This window comes from Pseudomonas sp. VD-NE ins (assembly GCF_031882575.1).
GTDB classification, from domain to species: Bacteria; Pseudomonadota; Gammaproteobacteria; order Pseudomonadales; family Pseudomonadaceae; genus Aquipseudomonas; species Aquipseudomonas fluorescens_BZ.
The window spans coordinates 6,300,073-6,322,444 of the sequence record NZ_CP134772.1 but is presented as its reverse complement, the minus strand read 5'-3'; the positions used below and the strand labels follow the sequence as shown (position 1 = coordinate 6,322,444).

At 59.8% G+C, this 22,372-nt stretch carries 20 protein-coding genes; 13 read left to right on the top strand and 7 right to left on the bottom strand.

The annotated features are described in order from the left end of the window. Nucleotides 1-69: 69 nt before the first annotated feature. Nucleotides 70-2,943, top strand: a complete 2,874-nt coding sequence (gcvP, locus tag RMV17_RS28290) for an aminomethyl-transferring glycine dehydrogenase (protein WP_311884178.1) — start codon at nt 70-72, stop codon at nt 2,941-2,943. Nucleotides 2,944-3,033: 90 nt separating this feature from the next. Here the strand turns inward: gcvP and RMV17_RS28285 are convergent, their stop codons facing one another. From RMV17_RS28285 to RMV17_RS28275, 3 genes are all read right to left on the bottom strand, one after another. Beyond that, the gene (locus RMV17_RS28285) at nt 3,034-3,354 is read right to left on the bottom strand and encodes a DUF2388 domain-containing protein (RefSeq protein WP_174245147.1); all 321 of its coding nucleotides are present in this window, start codon (nt 3,352-3,354) and stop codon (nt 3,034-3,036) included. Nucleotides 3,355-3,420: 66 nt separating this feature from the next. Beyond that, nucleotides 3,421-5,205 (bottom strand): GspE/PulE family protein, encoded by a 1,785-nt coding sequence (locus RMV17_RS28280; protein ID WP_034151980.1) that lies wholly within the window; start codon nt 5,203-5,205, stop codon nt 3,421-3,423. Between the two features lie 92 nt (nt 5,206-5,297). Continuing rightward, complete coding sequence (locus RMV17_RS28275; RefSeq protein ID WP_311884175.1) at nt 5,298-5,636, bottom strand: hypothetical protein; 339 nt, start codon at nt 5,634-5,636, stop codon at nt 5,298-5,300. Between the two features lie 126 nt (nt 5,637-5,762). Between RMV17_RS28275 and RMV17_RS28270 the strand changes: the two genes are divergently transcribed. Further along, nucleotides 5,763-6,233 (top strand): Lrp/AsnC family transcriptional regulator, encoded by a 471-nt coding sequence (locus RMV17_RS28270; RefSeq protein ID WP_007913818.1) that lies wholly within the window; start codon nt 5,763-5,765, stop codon nt 6,231-6,233. 88 nt (nt 6,234-6,321) lie between these two features. On the opposite strand, the gene RMV17_RS28265 is transcribed toward RMV17_RS28270, so the two are convergent. Beyond that, nucleotides 6,322-7,692 carry a CYTH domain-containing protein gene (locus RMV17_RS28265; RefSeq protein WP_311884170.1) on the bottom strand — a complete coding sequence of 457 codons (1,371 nt, stop codon included), beginning with the start codon at nt 7,690-7,692 and terminating at the stop codon, nt 6,322-6,324. Between the two features lie 155 nt (nt 7,693-7,847). Between RMV17_RS28265 and argE the strand changes: the two genes are divergently transcribed. After that, the gene (gene argE, locus RMV17_RS28260; RefSeq protein WP_158961080.1) at nt 7,848-8,993 is read left to right on the top strand and encodes an acetylornithine deacetylase; all 1,146 of its coding nucleotides are present in this window, start codon (nt 7,848-7,850) and stop codon (nt 8,991-8,993) included. A 238-nt stretch (nt 8,994-9,231) separates the two neighbouring features. Beyond that, nucleotides 9,232-10,530 (top strand): amino-acid N-acetyltransferase, encoded by a 1,299-nt coding sequence (argA, locus tag RMV17_RS28255; protein ID WP_034151976.1) that lies wholly within the window; start codon nt 9,232-9,234, stop codon nt 10,528-10,530. Between the two features lie 41 nt (nt 10,531-10,571). On the opposite strand, the gene tauA is transcribed toward argA, so the two are convergent. Further along, nucleotides 10,572-11,561 (bottom strand): taurine ABC transporter substrate-binding protein, encoded by a 990-nt coding sequence (gene tauA, locus RMV17_RS28250; RefSeq protein ID WP_409373107.1) that lies wholly within the window; start codon nt 11,559-11,561, stop codon nt 10,572-10,574. A 364-nt stretch (nt 11,562-11,925) separates the two neighbouring features. On the opposite strand from tauA, the gene RMV17_RS28245 reads away from it, so the two are divergent. The 8 genes from RMV17_RS28245 to RMV17_RS28210 all read left to right on the top strand — a co-directional run bounded on the left by RMV17_RS28245 (nt 11,926) and on the right by RMV17_RS28210 (nt 19,279). Further along, nucleotides 11,926-13,284 (top strand): OprD family porin, encoded by a 1,359-nt coding sequence (locus RMV17_RS28245; RefSeq protein WP_034151975.1) that lies wholly within the window; start codon nt 11,926-11,928, stop codon nt 13,282-13,284. A gap of 297 nt (nt 13,285-13,581) precedes the next feature. Continuing rightward, nucleotides 13,582-14,220 carry a peroxiredoxin gene (locus RMV17_RS28240; RefSeq protein ID WP_311884166.1) on the top strand — a complete coding sequence of 213 codons (639 nt, stop codon included), beginning with the start codon at nt 13,582-13,584 and terminating at the stop codon, nt 14,218-14,220. Between the two features lie 318 nt (nt 14,221-14,538). Continuing rightward, entirely contained in the window at nt 14,539-15,132 is a 594-nt protein-coding gene (gene ssuE, locus RMV17_RS28235) for an NADPH-dependent FMN reductase (RefSeq protein ID WP_034151973.1), read from the top strand. A gap of 91 nt (nt 15,133-15,223) precedes the next feature. Further along, the gene (locus RMV17_RS28230) at nt 15,224-16,189 is read left to right on the top strand and encodes a sulfonate ABC transporter substrate-binding protein (protein WP_311884163.1); all 966 of its coding nucleotides are present in this window, start codon (nt 15,224-15,226) and stop codon (nt 16,187-16,189) included. 25 nt (nt 16,190-16,214) lie between these two features. Continuing rightward, the gene (gene ssuD, locus RMV17_RS28225) at nt 16,215-17,363 is read left to right on the top strand and encodes an FMNH2-dependent alkanesulfonate monooxygenase (RefSeq protein ID WP_018928626.1); all 1,149 of its coding nucleotides are present in this window, start codon (nt 16,215-16,217) and stop codon (nt 17,361-17,363) included. Between the two features lie 8 nt (nt 17,364-17,371). Then, nucleotides 17,372-18,154 carry an aliphatic sulfonate ABC transporter permease SsuC gene (gene ssuC, locus RMV17_RS28220; RefSeq protein ID WP_003229260.1) on the top strand — a complete coding sequence of 261 codons (783 nt, stop codon included), beginning with the start codon at nt 17,372-17,374 and terminating at the stop codon, nt 18,152-18,154. Next, nucleotides 18,151-18,957, top strand: coding sequence for an aliphatic sulfonates ABC transporter ATP-binding protein (ssuB, locus tag RMV17_RS28215; protein ID WP_311884160.1), 807 nt, complete (start codon nt 18,151-18,153; stop codon nt 18,955-18,957). Before ssuC ends, ssuB begins: the two co-directional genes overlap by 4 nt. Before the next feature lie 106 nt (nt 18,958-19,063). After that, nucleotides 19,064-19,279 (top strand): molybdopterin-binding protein, encoded by a 216-nt coding sequence (locus RMV17_RS28210; RefSeq protein ID WP_003229256.1) that lies wholly within the window; start codon nt 19,064-19,066, stop codon nt 19,277-19,279. Between the two features lie 161 nt (nt 19,280-19,440). Here the strand turns inward: RMV17_RS28210 and RMV17_RS28205 are convergent, their stop codons facing one another. Both RMV17_RS28205 and RMV17_RS28200 read right to left on the bottom strand, forming a co-directional pair. Further along, nucleotides 19,441-20,073 (bottom strand): TetR/AcrR family transcriptional regulator, encoded by a 633-nt coding sequence (locus RMV17_RS28205; protein ID WP_311884157.1) that lies wholly within the window; start codon nt 20,071-20,073, stop codon nt 19,441-19,443. 261 nt (nt 20,074-20,334) lie between these two features. Beyond that, nucleotides 20,335-21,711 carry a glutamine synthetase family protein gene (locus tag RMV17_RS28200; protein ID WP_007913842.1) on the bottom strand — a complete coding sequence of 459 codons (1,377 nt, stop codon included), beginning with the start codon at nt 21,709-21,711 and terminating at the stop codon, nt 20,335-20,337. A 278-nt stretch (nt 21,712-21,989) separates the two neighbouring features. Here RMV17_RS28200 and RMV17_RS28195 point away from each other — a divergent pair, with 278 nt between their 5' ends. Then, nucleotides 21,990-22,346, top strand: coding sequence for a glutamine amidotransferase (locus tag RMV17_RS28195; protein WP_311884155.1), 357 nt, complete (start codon nt 21,990-21,992; stop codon nt 22,344-22,346). Nucleotides 22,347-22,372: the final 26 nt, after the last annotated feature.

The window sequence follows — 22,372 nt, the reverse complement described above, 5'->3', positions numbered from 1 at the left end:
GATATCGACTGCTATGCTGGTTTGACCGTGTTGCATTGACGCCGAGCGCCAGCCAAGAGAGAGCCCGTCATGTCCCAGTTGCCGTCCCTGAGCCAGTTACGCGATCCCGATGCCTTCCTGCGCCGTCACCTCGGCCCCGATGCTGCCGAACAACAGGCGATGCTCGACAGTCTCGGCCTCGGCAGCCGCGTCGAGCTGATCGAACAGACCGTGCCGCCGGGCATTCGCTTCAACCGCGCGCTCGACCTGCCACCGGCACTGGATGAACAAGCGGCGCTGGCCAAACTGCGTGGTTATGCCGAACAGAACCAGGTCTGGACCAGCCTGATCGGCATGGGCTACAACGGCACACTGACGCCGACCGTCATCCTGCGCAATGTGCTGGAAAATCCCGGTTGGTACACCGCGTACACGCCGTATCAACCGGAGATCGCGCAGGGCCGGCTCGAAGCACTGTTGAATTTCCAGCAACTGACCATCGACCTGACAGGTCTGGAACTGGCCAACGCGTCTCTGCTCGATGAGGCCACGGCGGCTGCCGAAGCCATGGCCCTGGCCAAGCGCGTGGCGAAGTCGAAGAGCAATCTGTTTTTCGTCGACGAGAACTGCCATCTACAGACCATTTCCGTGGTGCAGACCCGCGCCGAAGGTTTCGGCCTCGAACTGATCATCGACACTGTGGATAACTTGAAACAGCACCAGGTCTTCGGTGCGCTGCTGCAATACCCGGACACCCACGGTGAGGTGCGCGATCTGCGGCCATTGATCGACCACTTGCATGCACAACAGGCGCTGGCCTGCGTCGCCACGGATTTGCTGAGTTTGTTATTGCTGACGCCGCCGGGTGAACTGGGCGCTGATGTGGTGCTCGGTTCGTCCCAGCGCTTTGGCGTACCGATGGGTTATGGCGGCCCCCATGCGGCGTTCTTTGCCAGCCGCGAGGAATACAAACGGGCGATTCCGGGGCGGATCATCGGTGTGTCGAAAGATGCCCGGGGCAACGTGGCGCTGCGCATGGCGTTGCAAACCCGCGAGCAACATATCCGCCGCGAGAAAGCCAACTCGAACATCTGCACGGCGCAGGTGTTGTTGGCCAACATCGCCAGTTTCTACGCGGTGTATCACGGACCGGAAGGGCTGAAACGCATCGCTCAGCGCGTGCATCGGCTGACCTGCATTCTGGCGGCGGGGCTTGAGCGCAAAGGAATCAGTCGGGTCAATGCGCAGTTCTTCGACACCCTGACGCTGGATGTCGGCGGTGCGCAGACGGCGATCATCGAAAGCGCTCGAGCCGCACAGATCAATCTGAGAATACTCGGGCGCGGTCGAGTGGGGCTGAGCCTCGATGAGACCTGCGATGAGAGCACCGTGGCCAAGCTTTTCGATGTCCTGCTCGGCGCCGATCATGGGTTGAACGTCGATGAACTTGATGCGGAACCCCTGAGTTCGGGCATCCCCGACAACCTCCAGCGCAACACACCTTACCTGCGCCACCCGGTGTTCAACGCCCATCACAGCGAAACCGAGATGCTGCGTTACCTCAAACAACTGGAGAACAAGGATCTGGCGCTCAACCAGTCGATGATCCCGCTGGGCTCGTGCACGATGAAACTCAACGCCACCAGCGAAATGATCCCGATCACCTGGCCGCAGTTTGCCAACCTGCATCCCTTTGTACCGAGGGAGCAGGCGGTCGGTTACACCTTGATGATCGAAGAACTGCAGCGCTGGTTGTGCGCGATCACCGGGTTCGACGCAATCTGCATGCAGCCCAACTCCGGCGCGCAGGGCGAATACGCAGGGCTACTGGCGATCCGCAAATATCACGAGAGCCGGCAGCAGGGCGCGCGGGATATCTGCCTGATTCCGTCTTCGGCCCATGGCACCAACCCGGCGTCGGCGCAGATGGCCGGCATGCGCGTGGTCATCGTCGAGTGCGATGAGGCGGGCAACGTCGATCTGGAGGATTTGAAAGCGAAAGCCGCCGAGGCTGGGGATAAGTTGTCGTGCCTGATGGCGACCTATCCGTCGACCCATGGTGTGTACGAGGAGGGCATCAGCGAGATCTGTGAAGTTATCCACAAGCACGGCGGTCAGGTGTACATGGACGGCGCCAACCTCAATGCGCAGGTCGGGCTGGCGCGGCCGGCGGACATTGGTGCCGACGTGTCGCACATGAACCTGCACAAGACTTTCTGCATTCCCCATGGCGGCGGTGGGCCGGGCATGGGGCCGATCGGTATTCGCGCGCATCTGGCGGCGTTTGTCGCCAATCACCCGGTGGTGCCAATTGAAGGGCCGCTGGCGCAGAACGGCGCGGTCAGCGCGGCGCCTTGGGGCAGTGCGAGCATTTTGCCGATCAGCTGGATGTACATCGCCATGATGGGCCCGCAACTGGCGGACGCCAGCGAGGTGGCGATTCTGGCGGCGAATTACCTGGCGCAGCATTTGTCCGGCGCGTTCCCGGTGCTGTACACCGGGCGCAACGGTCGCGTGGCTCACGAATGCATTCTCGATCTTCGACCGTTGAAGGCACAGACCGGGATCAGCGAAGAGGACGTCGCCAAGCGCCTGATGGATTACGGCTTCCATGCGCCGACCATGTCGTTCCCGGTGCCGGGAACCTTGATGGTCGAGCCGACCGAGAGTGAATCCAAAGCTGAACTGGATCGCTTTATCGGCGCGATGCTGAGTATTCGCGCAGAAATCACCGAAGTGCAGAACGGCAACTGGCCGGCGGAAGACAATCCACTGAAACGGGCGCCGCATACCTTGGCGGATGTCACCGGGGTTTGGGAGCGGCCGTACAGCCTCGAGCAGGGCATCACCCCGGATGCGCACACCAAAGCGCACAAGTATTGGCCGGCGGTGAATCGGGTGGATAACGTCTACGGCGACCGTAACCTGTTCTGCGCGTGCGTCCCGGTGGACGATTACCGCTGAAGATCAAAAGATCGCAGCCTGCGGCAGCTCCTACATGGGAACGCATTCACATGTAGGAGCTGCCGCAGGCTGCGATCTTTTGCTTTTGAGCTACTCGGAAGCCACCGCGTTCTTCGCCAGAATCGCGTTCGCCAGTTCCATGTCCGACGCCTGCAGGCCCGGATTGTCGGCGCGGACTTTCTGCATCGCGGCTTCCAGATACGGCCCGCGAATGCCACCGTCACTGGCAACGAAGCTGCCGGCATCGTCCTGCGCGGCGATGATCAGTTTGTGATCCTTGAAGGTCAGATAGGTCGAACCGGTGGTGGCACCGGACGAGATGACGTTACGCCAAAAGCTGTCCGCCATGGCCGAACCAACGGGAAGGGACAGCAAGGCCAGTGTGGCAACAGCAAGTTTGAGACGCATGATGAGGTGACTCCTGGGGGTTAACTAGGGCCTTGGATCGCCATTTCCCCGATCCGGTTCCGTGGCGGCTCATTTCTGCTCGCTTTGCGGCGTCACGCGCAGCACTTCTTCCACCGTCGTCAGCCCCGCCGCAACTTTCTGCGCGCCGGACAATCGCAAACTGCGCATGCCTTCCTTGAACGCCTGGCGACGGATAGCCGTGAGGTCGGTGTCCGGGGTGATGAACGCCTTGAGGCTGTCGCTCAGTTGCATGATCTCGTAGACCCCGGCGCGGCCGCGATAGCCGGTGTCGCGGCATTCCACGCAACCGATGGCGCGTTGCGCGTTGCTCGGCAACGGCGCTTGCCACGGGCGGGTCAGGGTTTGCCAGTCTTCGTCTTCGAGCGTCAGCGGCGCCTTGCAATGCGGGCACAAGGTGCGCACCAAACGCTGGGCCATGACCCCGAGCACGGTGGCTTTGATCAGGTAGTGCGGCACGCCGAGTTCGAGCAAACGGCTGATCGCGCTGGGGGCGTCGTTGGTGTGCAGTGTCGACAACACCAAGTGCCCGGTGAGCGCCGCCTGAATCGCCATTTCGGCGGTTTCGAGGTCGCGGATCTCGCCGATCATGATGATGTCCGGGTCCTGCCGCATCAGTGCGCGCACCCCGGCGGCGAAGCTCAGGTCGATGTTGTGCTGCACCTGCATCTGGTTGAACGCCGGCTCGACCATTTCGATCGGGTCTTCGATGGTGCAGAGGTTGACCTCCGGCGTCGCCAGTTTTTTCAGCGTGGTGTAGAGCGTAGTGGTCTTGCCTGAACCGGTCGGCCCGGTGACCAGAATGATGCCGTTGGGCTGACGGGTCATGTCCTGCCAGCGGCGCAGGTCGTCGGCGCTGAAACCCAACTGGTCGAAATCCTTGAGCAGCACTTCCGGGTCGAAAATCCGCATGACCATTTTTTCGCCGAACGCTGTAGGCAGGGTCGAAAGCCGCAGCTCCACTTCGCCGCCGTCCGGGGTCTTGGTCTTGACCCGGCCGTCCTGGGGTTTGCGCTTTTCGGCGACGTTCATCCGTCCGAGGCTTTTCAGGCGACTGACAATCGCCATGGTCACCTGCGGCGGAAATTGGTAGACGTTGTGCAGCACGCCGTCGATGCGAAAACGCACGGTGCCTTGCTCGCGGCGCGGTTCGATATGGATATCACTGGCGCGCTGCTGGAAGGCGTACTGGAACAGCCAGTCGACGATGTTGACGATGTGCGCGTCGTTGGCGTCCGGCTCCTGATCGCTGGCGCCGAGGTTGAGCAGTTGTTCGAAGTTGCCGAGATTGCCGCTCTGCTGATCGGCATTGCTGGCGCCGCTGACCGATTTGGCCAGGCGGAAGAACTCGACGCTGAAGCGCTGGATATCTGCCGGGTTGGCCACCACCCGTTTGATCGGCAGCTTCAATACGTGGGTGAGATCGGCCTCCCAGCCGATGACATATGGCTGGGCGCTGGCAACGGTGACCGAGTCGCGGTCGACCGCCACGGCGAGAATCTTGTGCCGTTGTGCGAAGGCGTAGGACATCAACGGTGTGATCGCGGCGACGTTGATTTTCAGCGGGTCGATACGCAGATACGGCTGACCGGCCTGTTGCGCCAGCCACAGGGTCAGGCTTTCCAGGTCGAGGTGTTTGCCTGGACGGCTAAGGTCGTCGAGTTGCTGACTGGCGATGAACTCCAGTGGATGCATCTGGCCGTGGGCGGCGTGACGGCGACGGGCGTTCAGCGCCTGCTCCGCCGCGTCCTGGCCGATAAAGCCTTGGGCGACCAGTTCACGCAGTACATCATTGAGTTCCAGCCAGCGGTCCTGAGTGGCGAGTTGAACGGACATGCGGGCTTCCTTTTGAGCGACAGTGCGCAAAAGAATAGTCGCGGCCCCGCAGACCGTTGGGCCACTACCCGACGAAGGCGTTGCCGGATTTGTCAGCCAGCGGCTTGCGCGGGGGAATCCCAAGCGCTGTCGGCGTTTTGCAGATTGACCGAACAGACGCTGATCAGGTTACGAAGTTTTTCCGCGATCACTTGCGCACGGTGCCAGCTCAACCCGCCCATAACCAGGTCGATCGACAGCAGATCGTCCATGCGCTGCACGTTGACCTGCTCGGGCGTGAGGAACTGTAGCGCGAACAGGTTGAGCACCCGCACCAGCAAATCCGGCTCGGCCTCGGCGAGGATCTGATACTGCGCCAGGCAATGGCTGTTGCTGACGTTCCAGACATCGGCGTGGGTTGGCGGGGTGGTGACGGCTTCAAGGTGAGGCATGACGAGTCTCCAAAATCTCTGGAGGAATTTTTACATTCGACGCGGGGTATTTCTTGGCTATGATCGGCGTTATTGGCGATTGATCGAAATGATCAATTCTCGGAAACAAGCCTTTGAGGTTTTTTTATGCATAGTGAACTGGACAGCTACGACCGAAAGATTCTCGCCTTGCTGCAAGAGGACGCTTCGCTGTCGAGCGCGCAGATCGCCGAACAGGTCGGCCTGTCGCAATCGCCGTGCTGGCGGCGGATTCAGCGGATGAAGGAGGAGGGGATCATTCGCGGCCAGGTGACCTTGCTCGACCGCAAGAAGATTGGCCTGAATACGCAGATCTTTGCCGAGATCAAACTCAACGCCCACGGGCGTTCGAACTTCACCGAGTTCACCGAGGCGATTCGCGGCTTTCCGGAGGTGCTGGAGTGTTATGTGCTGATGGGCGCGGTGGATTTTCTGTTGCGCATCGTCGCGGCCGATATTGAGGCGTATGAGCGGTTTTTTTTCGAGAAGCTGTCGCTGGTGCCGGGGATTCAGGAAGTGAATTCGATCGTGGCGTTGTCGGAGATCAAGTCCACAACCAGTTTGCCTGTCTTGCGATAAAGCAAAAGATCGCAGCCTTCGGCAGCTCCTACAGGGGAAATGCATTCCAAAGGTAGGAGCTGCCGAAGGCTGCGATCTTTTAGCGGTGTTACATACGCAGGAGCATTTTCCACGCGCGATTCTGGTAAACCGCAATCGCCTGCTGCTTGCGCGCATCGAGCAGTTCGTCAGTGATCGTCGGCTCGTTGGCCAGTTGCGCCAGCTTGTTCAGCTCGCCGTACAAGCGATCCATTTCCGGGATCTCCAGCACGTTACGGGCGTGGTGCAGCCAGACCTGAATACGCTCGATACGCGGCAGCTGTTCAGCCAGATCTTGCGGCTGCTGCTGATAACGCTGCAATTGCAGGGCCGTGGCTTCTTCGCCCAACAGGCGCGGCAACCAGCTGTGCAACTGCGCGCCACCCTGACGGTTACCACGCACGTTGCGCTCGGCGGTCCAGGTGCGAGCCAGCAACCAGCGCGACGTGGTCAGCGAGAACAGGCCCCAGCGCGGATCTTCGAGTTCTTCGAGGAACTGCTCCGGCGCGGCTTTGCGCACGTCTTCGTCTTCGATACCGGCCTGCACCAGTGGGCGCCAGTCTTCCAGCAATGCATCCAGCGCCACACGCAAATCGTGGGTCGACTGACGCGGTGCGGCCTGGCCGAGGCTGCTGAGCAGAGCACGCATTTCGGCGAGGTTTTCAACCCAGTCGAGCAACAGGCGCCAGTGGCCGTTGAAGCGATACTGTTCAGCCAGACGCTGGCTGCTGCCGAGCAAATGCCAGCTCAGTGCGGCAAAGGCGTCGTCGAGTTGGGTTTCCGGGGTCAGTTCCGGCGCCGGCAGGCTCAGCGAGTAGCTGTTGGCGTCGTACAAACGGTAGCCGCGCTCAGCCTTGCTGATGTCGCACGGCATCAGCGCCAGGGTTTCGGCCAGTTCGGCAGCCAGTTCCAGCAGCGCGGCAGGCTCGCCTTCGCGCAATTCCAGCTCCAGCTCGCAGATTTCTTCCTTCTGCTTGCCGACCACAACGTGACCGAGGTCCAGCGCGGCTTCGATAACCACTTTGGATTTGCCACGGCCCCAAGCGATTTCGGCGCGTTCGCGGACGAAATCGGTGGTGAAGATCGGCTTGAGGGTCTTCTTGTCCAGTTCGGCCAGCGACTCGGGCCAGCATTCGCCGTCGAGTTTCTTCACGTCGAGCTTGGCTTTCGGCAACTTCCAGTCGTATTCATTACGCTCGGACAGACCGGCGACGCTCTGGCCACGGGTCTTGAGGGTCTGAATCACTTCGTCACCGTCCTTGCGCAGGCGCAGGGCGACTTTGGCCTGAGCCAGATCGCGCTCGGGGGTGTCGAAGTACTGGTTCATCAACTCACGGCGTTCCCAGCCACTTTTGTTGCGTTTTTTCAGTAACGGGTGCTCGCGCAGTGCAGCGAGGGTTTCGCGGCTGACGCGGAGTTTGATTTCGGTTTCTTTCTGCATGGCCGGAAAATCCAGGATCGGGAGCGCAGCCGGGGAATATGTGGCTGCCAAGGCCGTGCAGTGTACAGGACTGATTCGTCCTACGCCCTGCGGCGGTTTATTCCTGACGCCGGATGGTTCTATGATGGACTTCAAATCGGGAGTTGGAGTCAGCGATGCCTTTGCCGTCCATGCAAGACCAGTTCGCTGCGCTGATCGCCGCGCCATCGGTCAGCTGTACCCAACCGAACCTCGATCAATCCAATCGGGCGGTGATCGATCTGCTCGCCGGCTGGCTGGGGGATCTGGGTTTCAGCTGCGACATTCAGCAGGTTAGCCCGGGCAAATTCAACCTGCTCGCCAGTTTCGGCAGCGGCCCCGGCGGGCTGGTGCTGGCCGGCCACAGCGACACGGTGCCGTACGACGATGCGTTGTGGCAGACCGATCCACTGAAGCTCACCGAAGTCGATGGCCGCTGGGTCGGGTTGGGCAGTTGCGACATGAAGGGTTTTTTCGCCCTGATCATCGAAGCCGTGCAGCCGCTGCTTGATCAACCGTTCAAGCAACCGTTGCTGATCCTTGCTACCTGCGATGAAGAAAGCTCGATGTCCGGCGCCCGCGCACTCGCCGAGGCCGGGCGTCCGCTGGGTCGTGCGGCGGTAATCGGCGAGCCGACCGGGCTCAAGCCGATCCGCATGCACAAGGGCATCATGATGGAGCGCATCGACATTCTCGGGCAGAGCGGCCATTCGTCGGATCCGCGTCTGGGCCACAGCGCCCTCGAAGCGATGCACGATGCCATCGGCGAACTGCGCGGCCTGCGCCTGCTGTGGCAGCGCGAATTCAACAATCCGCAGTTCAGCGTGCCGCAACCGACGATGAACTTCGGCTGTATCCATGGCGGCGATAATCCCAACCGTATCTGCGGCCAGTGTTCGCTGGAATTCGACCTGCGGCCATTGCCGGGCATGGACCCGAAAGTCCTGCGTGCGGAGATTCTGCGCAAGCTCAACCCGGTGGCTGAGCGGCATCAGGTCAAGATCGATTACAAACCGTTGTTCCCGGAAGTGCCGCCGTTCGAGCAGGATGAAGACGCCGAACTGGTGCGCATCGCCGAAAAGCTCACCGGTCATAGCGCCGAAGCAGTAGCGTTTGGTACCGAAGCGCCTTATCTTCAGCGCCTTGGCTGCGAAACCATCGTGCTCGGCCCCGGCGACATTGCCTGTGCGCATCAGCCCGGCGAGTACCTTGAAATGTCACGTTTGCAGCCTACCGTGCATCTATTACGGCAACTGATTGAACATTACTGCCTGAAGAATTGAACGGCTCCCTTGTAGGAGCTGCCGCAGGCTGCGATCTTTTGCTTTTGTTTCAGAAGATCAAAAAATCGCAGCCTGCGGCAGCTCCTACAGGGGAGGTCGGTAAATTAGTGGGAATCCAACCCGTTTTCATGAGGAGAGCGCGCGTGTCGCCAAGCCTGTTCCGACGATAACCATCAGCCCGCTGTGCGTTTTCCGTTTCGCCCCTTTTTCGGCTGCTATTTATTACAGGCCCAGGTTCATGCCCGAATACGTTAATTGGCTTCGTCACGCGTCCCCTTACATCAATGCCCACCGCGACTGCACCTTCGTCGTCATGCTGCCTGGCGACGGCGTGGAGCATCCGAATTTCGGCAACATCGTCCACGACATCGTCCTGCTGCACAGCCTCGGCGTGCGCCTGGTGCTGGTGCACGGTTCGCGCCCGCAGATTGAAACCCGCCTCGCCGCGCGCGGCCTGACCCCGCATTATCACCACGGCATGCGCATCACCGATGCAGCGACGCTGGAGTGCGTGATCGATGCGGTCGGACAGCTGCGCATCGCCATCGAAGCGCGCCTGTCGATGGACATGGCGTCGTCGCCGATGCAAGGCTCGCGTCTGCGCGTGGCCAGCGGCAACCTCGTTACCGCGCGGCCGATCGGCGTGCTCGAAGGTGTCGACTATCACCACACCGGCGAAGTGCGCCGGGTTGACCGCAAGGGCATCAATCGTCTGCTCGATGAGCGCTCGATTGTGCTGCTGTCACCGTTGGGTTACTCGCCAACCGGTGAAATTTTCAACCTCGCCTGCGAAGACGTCGCCACCCGCGCCGCCATCGACCTGGGCGCCGACAAACTGCTGCTGTTCGGTGCTGACCTCGGTCTGATCGACGAGAACGGCAAACTGGTGCGCGAGCTGCGTCCACAGCAAGTGCCGGCGCATTTGCAGCGTCTGGGCAGCAACTATCAGGCAGAACTGCTCGATGCTGCCGCCGAGGCTTGCCGTGGCGGTGTCGCGCGCAGCCATATTGTCAGTTACGCCGAAGACGGCGCACTGCTGACCGAGCTGTTTACCCGTGACGGTGGCGGTACGCTGGTCGCGCAGGAACAATTCGAACTGGTCCGCGAGGCGGCGATTGAAGACGTCGGCGGCTTGCTCGACTTGATCAGTCCGCTGGAAGAGCAGGGGATTCTTGTACGTCGTTCGCGCGAAGTGCTGGAGCGTGAGATCGAGCAGTTCAGCGTGGTCGAGCGTGAAGGCATGATCATCGCCTGCGCGGCGCTGTATCAGATTGCCGATTCCGACGCCGGTGAACTGGCGTGTCTGGCAGTGAACCCGGAGTATCGCCATGGCGGCCGCGGTGATGAACTGCTGGAGCGCATTGAGACCCGCGCGCGGGCGCAGGGTTTGAAGACGCTATTTGTCCTCACCACCCGCACCGCGCACTGGTTCCGTGAGCGTGGATTCGAACCGAGCAGCGTTGAACGCCTGCCAGCAGCACGGGCTTCGCTGTACAACTTCCAGCGCAATTCGAAAATCTTCGAAAAGCCCCTCTGACTGCGCCCGATGGTTCCCACGCGCTGTGTGGGAACGATCAATTACTCGGTGATGAATTTCGCGCTGACATACGCCGAATAATCCGGCAGCACCGTTTCAACCTTGCCCTGTTCCTTCAAAAACTTCGCCGTCTCGCCAATCGCTTTCGCCGTGCCGCCATCCAGCAGCGCGGTGGTTTGCTGTGCCTTGGCATCCGGGAACGCCGAACCCGCAAGCAATTCCGGCACATCGGCGGCGTTGGCACCGGTCAATTTGGCGATTTTTTGCACAGGTTCGGACTCAGCCGTCCAGCTGTCTTTATGGCTGGCGTAATCGGCAAACGCGTCTAGAGTGACTTTGGCAAATTTGGCCACGACCTCAGGATGCTTTTCGGCGAAGTCTTTACGGGCGACCCAGACTTCGAAGGTTGGCGCGCCCCACTGACCGACTTGGGCAGCATCGGTGAGGGTCTTGCCGGTCTTGCGGATTTCACCCAGCGCTGGCGACCAGACAAACGCACCATCAATATCTCCGCGCTTCCACGCGGCGGCGATCTCTGCGGGTTGCAGGTTCACCACTTTGACTTTCGAGGCGTCCAGGCCCCAGTGCTTGAGTGCGCCGAGCAGGCTGTAGTGGGAGGTGGAAACGAAGGGTGTGGCGATGGTTTTGCCAATCAGGTCCTGGGGTGTGTTGATACCGCTGCCATTGCGCACCACAAAGGCTTCGGCGGCATTGATCTGCGCTGAAACGATGAATGCCACAATCGGCAGATTGCGCGAAGCGGCGGCCGCCAACGGGCTGGAGCCGAGGTTGCCGATCTGCACGTCACCCGAAGCAATGGCTGTCACAACTTCCGGGCCACTGTTGAAGCGGCGCCAGTCGATTTTCTCGCCGATGGTTTTCTCGTAAACACCGTCGGCCTGGGGGACTTTGCTCGGGTCGATACCGGTTTGATAGCCGACCGTGAGGTTGGCGGCATGGGCAGAAAAAGAAATCAGTGCTGACACACAAACTGTAACAAATTGACTAGATAGTGCGCGTTTGGCCATCATGGCGTCGCCTTTTCGATAGGGTTTGACGAATTGCGGTTGCGCCAAAGCTAATCGATATAAAAAAAGGCTAACAAATACCATTTAGGAATGAGCTTAGTCGCCGATACGCTGTTTCCCGGCGGAGGTGGCAAGATACTGGCCATATTCCGAAATGATATGAAAAAGAATGAATAAATTCTTTTTGGGTTTATCAGGAAATCTTTACTCTGCACGGACCAAATCACTGCGATTAGACCTTGGTCGTAGACATACAAGGTTACGATTGACTTGTCAGTCACGGTCTGGCGCTAATCGCGCATCTTAGGACCCGGGGCATCAGACCCAGGGCCAGGAACACAAGAATTAGAAACGAGAGGAGCTTTACATGAACAAGTCCACCTTGGCCCTGGCTGTGGCCGTAGGGGTTATGGCGCAGCAGGCAGGCGCCGCCGGTTTCATCGAAGACAGCAAAGCTACTTTGGGGCTGCGTAACTTCTACATCAACACCGATAACCGCGATTCGGGCACCAAAGCTGCTGGCGCTCAGAACAAGCAGGAAGAGTGGGGCCAAGGCTTCGACCTGCGCTTCATTTCCGGTTACACCCAGGGCACCGTCGGCTTCGGTATCGACGCCATCGGCCTGCTGGGCGTGCGTCTGGATTCGGGCGGCGGCACCAACGGCGCCACTGCTTCCTCTTACGGCGGCACTGTGTTCCCGAGCAAGTCCAACGGCGAAGCGGTTGATAACTTCTCGAGCCTGGGCCTGACCGCCAAAGCCAAGATCTCCCAGACTGAGTTGAAGCTGGGTACTCTGCAGCCGAAGAACCCGGTCATCGTGACCAACGACGGTCGTCTGCTGCCACAAACCTGGCAGGGTGGCCAGATCACTTCCGGCGACATCAAGGACCTGACCCTGGTCGGTGGTCAGATCGAAGCCGTGAAGGGGCGTAACTCCAGCAACAACGAAAACCTTTCGATTGGTGGCGCCAACTCCCGTGGCACTGCATTCCGTGACAGCAACAAGTTCATCTACGCCGGTGGTGACTACAAGATCACCAAAGACCTGACTGCCCAGTACTACTACGGCAACCTGGAAGACTTCTACAAGCAGCACTTCCTGGGTCTGGTTCACAACTGGGCAATCGGCCCGGGCGTTTTGAAGTCCGACTTCCGTTACTTCAACAGCTCCAACGACGGCAAGAACGGCAACGATTCGGCTTACTACAGCTCGGGTAACTACACCGGTTTCCGTAACGGTCGTGGCGAAGTCGACAACAACCTGTACAGCGGCCTGTTCCTCTACACCGTTGAAGGTCACACCTTCGGTGGCGGTTACCAGGTTTCCAACGGCAGCAGCGACTTCCCTTGGCTGAACCAGGGCGACGGCTCGTCGAACTACACCATCACCGACATGCAGATCCAGAAATTCGGTCGTGCCGGCGAGAAAACCTGGCAAGCACGCTACTCGTATGACTTCGCCAAAATCGGTGTACCTGGTCTGACTGCCGGTATGGTTTACCTGCGTGGCGACAACATCGACACCGTGGGCACCAACGGTCGTGAAAACGGCAATGGCCGTTCCGAGTGGGAACGCGACCTGACCGTCGGTTACGTCGTACCAGAGGGCCCGCTGAAAAACCTGGGCCTGATGTGGAAAAACGCTACCTGGCGCAACGACATCCCAGGTCAGCGTGACCAGGATGAAAACCGCCTGATCGTCAGCTACTCGATCCCGCTGCTGTAATAGCGCGTCTCGATTCGTTGATGTAAAAAAAGCCCCGTCCGGCATCGCGCCGGACGGGGCTTTTGCATTTTCGAGTCAGGCTCACCCCCGTAAGCCTGCCTCGAAATTCCCCTCTTTACAGCAACTCAAGGCCTTCTCGAACCTTGCGGCTGATGTTCGTCGGGATGCCGCCGAGCGTCCAGTGAACAGATGTTTAATATTCATTTATGATCTAGATATCTCATTATTTATTCTTTTTCACGATGGCAAATCCCGGGCTACAGTTGAGGTCTCGAACAACTCATCAGGAGCAGCATCATGAGCCTCAGACTCGGCGACATCGCCCCCGATTTCGAACAGGATTCCAGCGCCGGCAAGATTCGTTTCCACGAATGGCTGGGCGATAGCTGGGGCGTGCTGTTCTCCCACCCGGCGGACTTCACCCCGGTGTGCACCACTGAGCTGGGCTTCACCGCCAAGCTCAAGGATGAGTTCAGCAAACGCGGCGTCAAAGCCATCGCGCTGTCGGTCGACCCGGTGGATTCGCACCACAAGTGGATCGAAGACATCAACGAAACCCAGAACACTGTCGTCAACTTTCCGATCCTGGCCGATGCCGATCGCAAGGTCTCCGATCTCTATGATCTGATCCACCCGAACGCCAACGACACGCTGACCGTGCGCTCGCTGTTCGTGATCGATCCGAACAAGAAGGTTCGTTTGACCATCACCTATCCAGCGAGCACCGGGCGCAACTTCCACGAGATTCTGCGGGTGATCGATTCGCTGCAGCTCACCGACAACTACAAGGTAGCCACCCCGGCCAACTGGCAGGACGGTGAAGAAGTGGTGATCGTGCCTTCGCTCAAGGATGAAGACGAAATCAAAAAGCGCTTTCCGAAAGGCTATCGCGCGGTGAAACCGTACCTGCGCCTGACGCCACAGCCGAACAAGTGATCTTCTTGGGCAGATCGTTCCCACGCTCTGCGTGGGAATGCCGCCCGTGACGCTCCGCGCCACAGTGGACGCGGAGCGTCCATGGATTCATTCCCACGCAGAGCGTGGGAACGATCAGTGGTAGCTACTGAGCAGGGGATTTCAGGCCGTTTCGACGGCCTTTTTTTTCGCCCGCAGTTTGTTGAAATGCATATCTCCAAAACGCATAACCAAATGAATAAATATGATTTATGGATATATAAATCAGCTGGTAAGGTCACTCCATCGAAGCGAGATCGCAACCCGCGAATCGCCAGTAACGCTTAAGGAATTGTCTCAATGCTGGTCGTCTCACTCGGTGGCAGTCCCAGCCTGCGCTCCCGTTCCGGGGTGCTGCTGGAGCGCTCGCAACGCTGGTTGCAGCAGCAAGGGGTGGAAGTGGTGAGTTATCAGGTGCGGGATTTCCCGGCCGAAGACCTGCTTCACGCCCGCTTCGACAGCCCGAAGGTGCTCGACTTGCTACAACAGATTGAAAACGCCGACGGCCTGCTGATCGCCACACCGGTTTACAAAGCGTCGTTCTCCGGCGCTCTGAAAACTCTGTTGGACCTGCTCCCGGAGCGCGCCTTGAACCACAAGATTGTCTTGCCGATGGCCACCGGCGGCAGCATCGCCCACATGCTGGTGGTCGACTACGCGCTCAAGCCCGTTTTGTCGGCGCTGAAAGCCCAGGAAATGCTCCAGGGGATTTTCGCCGAGGACAGCCAGATCGCTTACGGCGAAGGCAGTGCTGCGGCGCAACTGGCTCCAGCGCTGGAGCAGCGTCTGCATGAAGCGCTGGATCAGTTTGTCGGCGCTATGGCCCGCCGGCCGAAACCGCTGGAACCGGGCCTGTTGAACGAACGTTTGTTGAGTGCTCGCTGGAGCATTTAAGCCACACCCGCATTTGATGTACTTCACCTTACTCAGCCGCCAACGGCCAAGCAGGTGCAGCCAAAACCCAACAGCAAAAAAGGAGAGCGCTATGCGCACTGTATTTTTGCGTCGTGGTCTGGTCGCTCTGTTTGCTGCGGCTGTCACCTTCGGCGCCATCACTCAAGCTCAAGCCGAGACCCTTCGGATCGGTTATCAGAAGTACGGCACGCTGGTGCTGCTCAAAGCCAAAGGGACTTTGGAGAAGCGTCTGGCCACCCAAGGCGTCGACGTGCAATGGACTGAATTCCCCGGTGGCCCGCAATTGCTTGAAGGCCTGAACGTCGGCTCGATCGACTTCGGCGTCACTGGCGAAACTCCACCAGTGTTCGCTCAGGCTGCTGGCGCTGATCTGCTCTACGTTGCCTACGAACCACCAGCGCCGAACAGCGAAGCGATCCTTGTGCCGAAAGACTCGCCGATCAAATCGGTGGCCGATCTCAAGGGCAAGAAAGTCGCGCTGAACAAAGGCTCCAACGTCCACTACCTGCTGGTGCGCGCACTGGAAGACGCCGGTCTCAAATACACCGACATTCAAACCGTATTCCTGCCGCCAGCCGATGCCCGCGCCGCGTTCGAACGTGGCAGCGTCGACGCCTGGGTCATCTGGGATCCGTACCAGGCTGCCGCCGAGAAACAACTGCAAGCGCACACCCTGCGCGACGGCAAAGGCATCGTCGACAACCACCAGTTCTACCTCGCGACCAAGCCTTACGCCGAGAAAAATCCTCAGGTGATCAAAACCCTCGTTGAGGAAGTGCGCGCGGTCGGTGAATGGTCGAAGGCCAACCCCGAAGACGTGACCCAACAAGTCGCGCCACTGCTCGGCCTGCCGGCGGACATCACCCTGACCTCGGTGAAACGCCAAGGCTACGGCGCGCTGTTCCTGACCCCGGAAGTGGTCGCCGCGCAGCAGAAAATCGCTGACACGTTCTTCCAGCTCAAGCTGATTCCCAAGCCGCTGAGCATCAAGGATGTGATCTGGACACCACCGGCCGCTGTGGCTAAAGCGCAGTAATTCGAATCCCCAAGGAGACCACTCCATGAGCCTCAATATCTTCTGGTTCCTGCCCACCCACGGCGACGGCCATTACCTTGGCACCGCCGAAGGCGCTCGCGCCGTTGACCACGGTTATCTGCAACAGGTCGCGCAAGCGGCGGATCGTCTGGGTTTCGGCGGCGTGTTGATTCCTACCGGCCGCTCCTGCGAAGACTCGTGGCTGGTGGCGGCGTCGCTGATCCCGGTGACCCAGCGTCTGAAGTTCCTCGTGGCTCTGCGCCCCGGGATCATTTCCCCGACGGTCGCGGCGCGGCAGGCCGCCACGCTGGATCGTCTGTCCGGCGGCCGTGCGCTGTTCAATCTGGTGACCGGTGGTGACCCGGAAGAATTGGCTGGCGATGGTCTGTTCCTCAGCCACGAAGAGCGCTATCAGGCTTCGGTGGAATTCACCCGCATCTGGCGTCGTGTACTGGAAGGTGAAACCGTCGATTACGACGGTCAGCACATCAGCGTGAAGGGTGCGAAATTGCTCTATCCGCCGATTCAGCAACCGCGTCCGCCGTTGTACTTCGGTGGCTCTTCGGAAGCCGCGCAGGATCTGGCCGCCGAACAAGTGGAAATGGTCCTGACCTGGGGCGAGCCGCCAGCAGCAGTGGCGGAGAAGATTGCACAAGTCCGCGCGAAAGCGGCCAAGCTCGGCCGCACCGTACGCTTCGGCATTCGTCTGCACGTGATCGTCCGTGAAACCAACGCTGAAGCCTGGCAAGCGGCGGATCGGCTGATCTCGCACCTGGACGACGACACCATCGCTCGCGCTCAGGCTTCGCTGGCGCGTTTCGATTCGGTTGGCCAACAACGCATGGCCGCGCTGCACGGCGGCAGTCGCGACAACCTCGAAGTCAGCCCGAACCTTTGGGCCGGCGTCGGTCTGGTACGCGGCGGTGCCGGTACGGCGCTGGTCGGTGATGGCCCGACTGTCGCGGCACGGGTGAAGGAATACGCGGATCTGGGCATCGACACCTTTATCTTCTCCGGTTATCCACACCTCGAAGAGTCGTATCGCGTCGCCGAACTGCTGTTCCCGCACCTCGACATCGAACGTCCGGAACTGCCGAAAAGCGCCGGTTATGTCAGCCCGTTCGGCGAGATGGTCGCCAACGACATTCTTCCCAAAGCCGCGTCGCAGAGCTGAGGCGCGCCATGAAGAAAATCATCCACAGCCTCGCGCCCTGGGCGTTGCCGGTGTTGTTGCTGGCGGTGTGGCAGTTGTCGGTGTCGGCGGGTTGGTTGTCGACACGGATTCTGCCGGCACCGGTGGCGGTGATCGAGGCCGGCGTGAGCCTGGTGCGCAGCGGCGAAATCTGGACGCATCTGGCGATCAGTGGCTGGCGCGCGGCACTCGGTTTCACCATTGGCGGCAGCATCGGTCTGGTCCTGGGTTTTATCACCGGTCTGTCGAAATGGGGCGAACGCCTGCTCGATAGCTCGGTGCAGATGATCCGCAACGTGCCGCACCTGGCGCTGATTCCGCTGGTGATCCTGTGGTTTGGCATCGACGAGTCGGCGAAGATTTTTCTGGTGGCGTTGGGCACGTTGTTCCCGATCTACCTCAACACTTATCACGGCATCCGCAACGTCGACCCGGCGCTGGTGGAGATGGCGCGCAGTTATGGCCTCTCCGGTTTCAGCCTGTTCTGGCAGGTGATTCTGCCGGGAGCGCTGCCTTCGATTCTGGTCGGTGTGCGTTTCGCCCTGGGCTTTATGTGGCTGACGCTGATTGTGGCGGAAACCATTTCCGCCAGCTCCGGCATAGGTTATCTGGCGATGAACGCCCGCGAGTTTTTGCAGACCGACGTGGTGGTACTGGCGATCCTGCTTTACGCGGTGCTCGGCAAGCTCGCCGACCTCGCGGCCCGTGGACTTGAACGTGTGTGGTTGCGTTGGCACCCGGCCTATCAGGTTGCCAAAGGAGGTGCAGCATGACCGCTCAACAACCTCCACGCCTGCTGCGCGGGATTCCGCTGGCAGTGCGCAATCTGCAGAAAACCTTCGGCGCGCGGCAGGTGCTGCGTGACATCGATTTGCACATTCCGGCAGGGCAATTCGTCGCTGTGGTCGGGCGCAGCGGTTGCGGCAAAAGTACTTTGTTGCGCCTGCTCGCCGGCCTCGATCAACCGACTCGCGGCGACTTGCTCGCCGGTTCTGCGCCGCTCAGCGATGCGCGGGAAGACACCCGACTGATGTTCCAGGAAGCGCGTCTGCTGCCGTGGAAAAAGATCATCGACAACGTCGGCCTCGGCCTTAAAGGCAACTGGCGTCCGAAGGCTCTCGAAGCACTGGACGCGGTGGGTCTGGCGGATCGTGCCAATGAGTGGCCGGCGGCGTTGTCCGGTGGGCAGAAGCAGCGGGTTGCACTAGCCCGCGCGCTGATCCACCAACCGCGTCTGCTGTTGCTCGACGAACCGCTCGGCGCACTGGACGCGCTGACCCGCATTGAAATGCAGCAATTGATCGAACGTCTCTGGCAGCAGCACGGTTTCACGGTGCTGCTGGTGACCCACGACGTCAGCGAAGCGGTGGCGATTGCCGACCGGGTGATTCTGATCGAGGACGGCGAAGTCGGCCTCGATCTGCATTTGGAATTGCCGCGCCCTCGGGTACGTGGTTCGCATCGGCTGGCAGCGCTGGAAACCGAAGTGCTCAACCGTGTTTTGTCCCTGCCTGGCGAACCGCCAGAGCCGGAACCTGTTTCACCATTGCCTACGCAACTGCGTTGGGCGCAATGAAGCAGCTGCGAGCTTCAGGCTACAAGCTACAAGTAGAAGCGCTGTGCTTTTGCTTGCCGCTTGAAGCTTGCCACTTGCCGCTTATTTCGACCTCAGGAGAAATATCATGACTATCAAAGCCATCAACGTCCGTAACCAGTTCAAAGGCTCGATCAAGGAAATCGTCCTCGGCGACGTGCTGTCGGAAATCGACGTGCAGACCGCTTCGGGCATCGTCACTTCGGTGATCACCACCCGCTCGGTCAAGGAGCTGGAACTGGTCGTGGGCAGCGAAGTGATCGCCTTTGTGAAATCCACCGAGGTGTCGATCGCCAAGTTGTAAGCCAGTGAGTAAAAAACAACCCCGGAGGGCGTGAGCCCTGCGGGGTTTTTTGTGTCTGATCTGAGAACTGCGGTGCGGCCTTCGCGAGCAAGCTCGCTCCCACATGGGATCGCATTCCAAATGTGGGAGCGAGCCTGCTCGCGAAGAGGCCGGTAAAGACGCTAGAGAATTCTTTTGGGCAGGTAAGGTGGCAGATACAGGCCGATATAGGCATCAAACACGCGCATCCCTTCCTCGGCCATGCGCGGAGTGATCTGCCCGTGCTGCTGCACCGAGCGCGCATATACCCGGTCACCCAACTCCATCGCCAGGGCAAACACATCGACATCCTCCGGCAGCCTCGGCAACTCGAAGTGATGATCGAACAGCTTGTGCATCAGGTCACCCAGTTCGATGTCGTGCTGACGGTCAGCCTGTGTGACTTCCGTCAAACCATGCTGAGCAAGGATCAACTGACGCGCCGCCGCGTCTTCGTCGTAGATCTCCAACATGCGCTGCTCGACCAGTCGCGACAGATCACGCCAGTCGCGCAGCGCTTCGTGATCGATCGGTGCCTGCAGGCAAGCACGAAATGCGGCGTGCACATCCGCTGTCAGTGCTTCGAGCAGCGCCGGGACGCTGGCGAAGAAGTGATACACGGAGGAGGGCGGAATCTGCGCGCGCTCGGCGACGCTGTAGATCGACAGACTGGCCACACCCTCGGCAGCCAGCAGTGTGCGTGCGGCGTCGAGTATCGAGTCGATGCGCGCCTGGCTACGGGCACGGGGTTTGCGGACGGGGGCGGGTCGCGTCATGGAAGTCTCCTGCGGGGCAGCGGGCATTGTACGAGCCGGTTTCGGTGTTGTCTTGTCGGCCGCCATCGCTGGCAAGCCAGCTCCCACAGGTATCTGTGTTGAACACAAATTTTGATTACACAACAGAACCTTGTGGGAGCTGGCTTGCCAGCGATCCGCCGCAGGCGGCCATGCATCCCAAACACAGAGATGTGTGTTTAGCCATAAAAAAACGCCGCAGGCTGCGAGAGCCGACGGCGTTCTGTTTGGCGCTACAACCGCTTAAACGGTATGCAGATACCAGTTGTACTCAAGGTCGGAGATGGAGTGTTCGAACTCCTCCAGCTCGCTTTCCTTGCAGGCGACGAAGATATCGATGTATTTCGGATCGATGTACTTGGCCATCACCTCGCTGTCGTCCAGCTCGCGCAGGGCATCGCGCAAGTTGTTCGGCAGGCTTTGCTCGTTCTGCTCGTAGCTGTTGCCTTCGACTGGCGCGCCCGGCTCGATCTTGTTGGTCAGGCCGTGGTGCACGCCGGCCAATACCGAAGCCATCAGCAGGTACGGGTTGGCATCGGCGCCGGCAACGCGGTGTTCGATACGCACGGCATCGGATGAGCCGGTCGGTACGCGAATCGCAACGGTGCGGTTATCCAGGCCCCAGCACGGCGAGTTCGGCACGTAGAACTGTGCGCCGAAACGACGGTAGGAGTTGACGTTCGGGCAGAGGAAAGCCATCTGCGCGGGCAGGGTCTCGAGCACACCGCCGATCGCGTGACGCAGCGCGGCGTTCTGCTCGGGATCCTCGCTGGCAAAAATGTTTTTGCCTTCTTTATCCAGAATCGAAATGTGTACGTGCAGACCATTACCTGCCTGGCCCGGGTACGGCTTGGCCATGAAGGTGGTGTCCATTTCATGGTCGTAGGCGATGTTCTTGATCAGACGCTTGAGCAGTACCGCGTAGTCGCACGCCTTGATCGGGTCGGCGACGTGGTGCAGGTTCACTTCGAACTGCGCCGGGGCACTTTCCTTGACGATGGCGTCGGCCGGGATGCCTTGCTCTTTGGCACCTTCCAGAATGTCCTGGAGGCAGTCGACGTATTCATCGAGGTCGTCGATCAGGTAAACCTGAGTCGAGTGCGGGCGTTTGCCGGAGATCGGCGAGCGTGGCGGCTGTGGACGGCCGTTCACGTTTTCCTGGTCGATCAGGTAGAACTCGAGTTCGAAGGCGGCGCAGATGGTCAGGCCGAGCTCGTCAAACTTTGCAACAACTTGACGGAGCACTTCGCGCGGATCGGCGAAGAAAGGGTCGCCTTCGAGTTCGTGCATAGTCATCAACAGTTGCGCGGTCGGGCGCTTCTGCCATGGCTCGTTGCACAGGGTATCGGGGATTGGATAGCAGATACGATCGGCGTCGCCGATGTCCAGGCCCAGGCCGGTGCTTTCCACCGTAGAGCCGTTGATATCCAGAGCAAATAGAGAGGCCGGCAGGTTGATGCCTTTCTCGTAAACCTTGTGGAGGCTGGTGCGTTCAATGCGCTTGCCGCGCACCACACCATTCATATCCGCAATCAGAAGGTCAACGTACAGAACCTCAGGATGTTCCTTAAGGAACGCGTTCGCTTCGTTAAGCTGAACGGCACGCGGGGGTACCGACATGATGCAACACCTTTGTTGTTAAAAATATCAATCATTGATCTTTTCTGGTTTCAGTCAACCCGAACGGCCTGCCGAAGTCAAGCGAGGCCTTTTTTGCCCTAAAAAAGCGCTGTGAGGGCATTTATGGGGCACTTTCGGGCGATTTTTGGCCCTTGGGACGCTGGGCACCCGCGGGCTTGAGCAGGCCGTGTTGTATTTTTTACGGGGGTGTTGTGTAAAAAAATGAACAAGGCTAAGCTCCGATCAAACCCATAACAGCAATAATACCGGGGTGCTTCATGTCTCGCCTGCCGTTAATCGGCATCACCGACTGCTCGCAACAGTCCGGTCTGCATGCTCATCACATCAGTGGCGACCAATCCGTCCGTAGCGCAGCCAGCATGGCTGACAAGTTGCCGACGATGTTCCCGTCCATGGCCGTTCAAGCGCCAGCGTCCGATATTCTGGACGTACGGGAAAGCATCCTGTTTATGGCGTTCCCTTCCAATATAGATCGCTTTCGCTCCCAAAGCCTGTGCCGCTTCCCCAGCCGTGCTCATGATTCTGCACGCCTTGCGTGTGCACAGGAAATGCAACGCCAGCGTAAAGGGCAGGTAAGCTCCTCTTTCATTGTCTATGCGCGGTGCCCGGCGTAAGCCCGCACTGCGCACAAGCAAGCCCC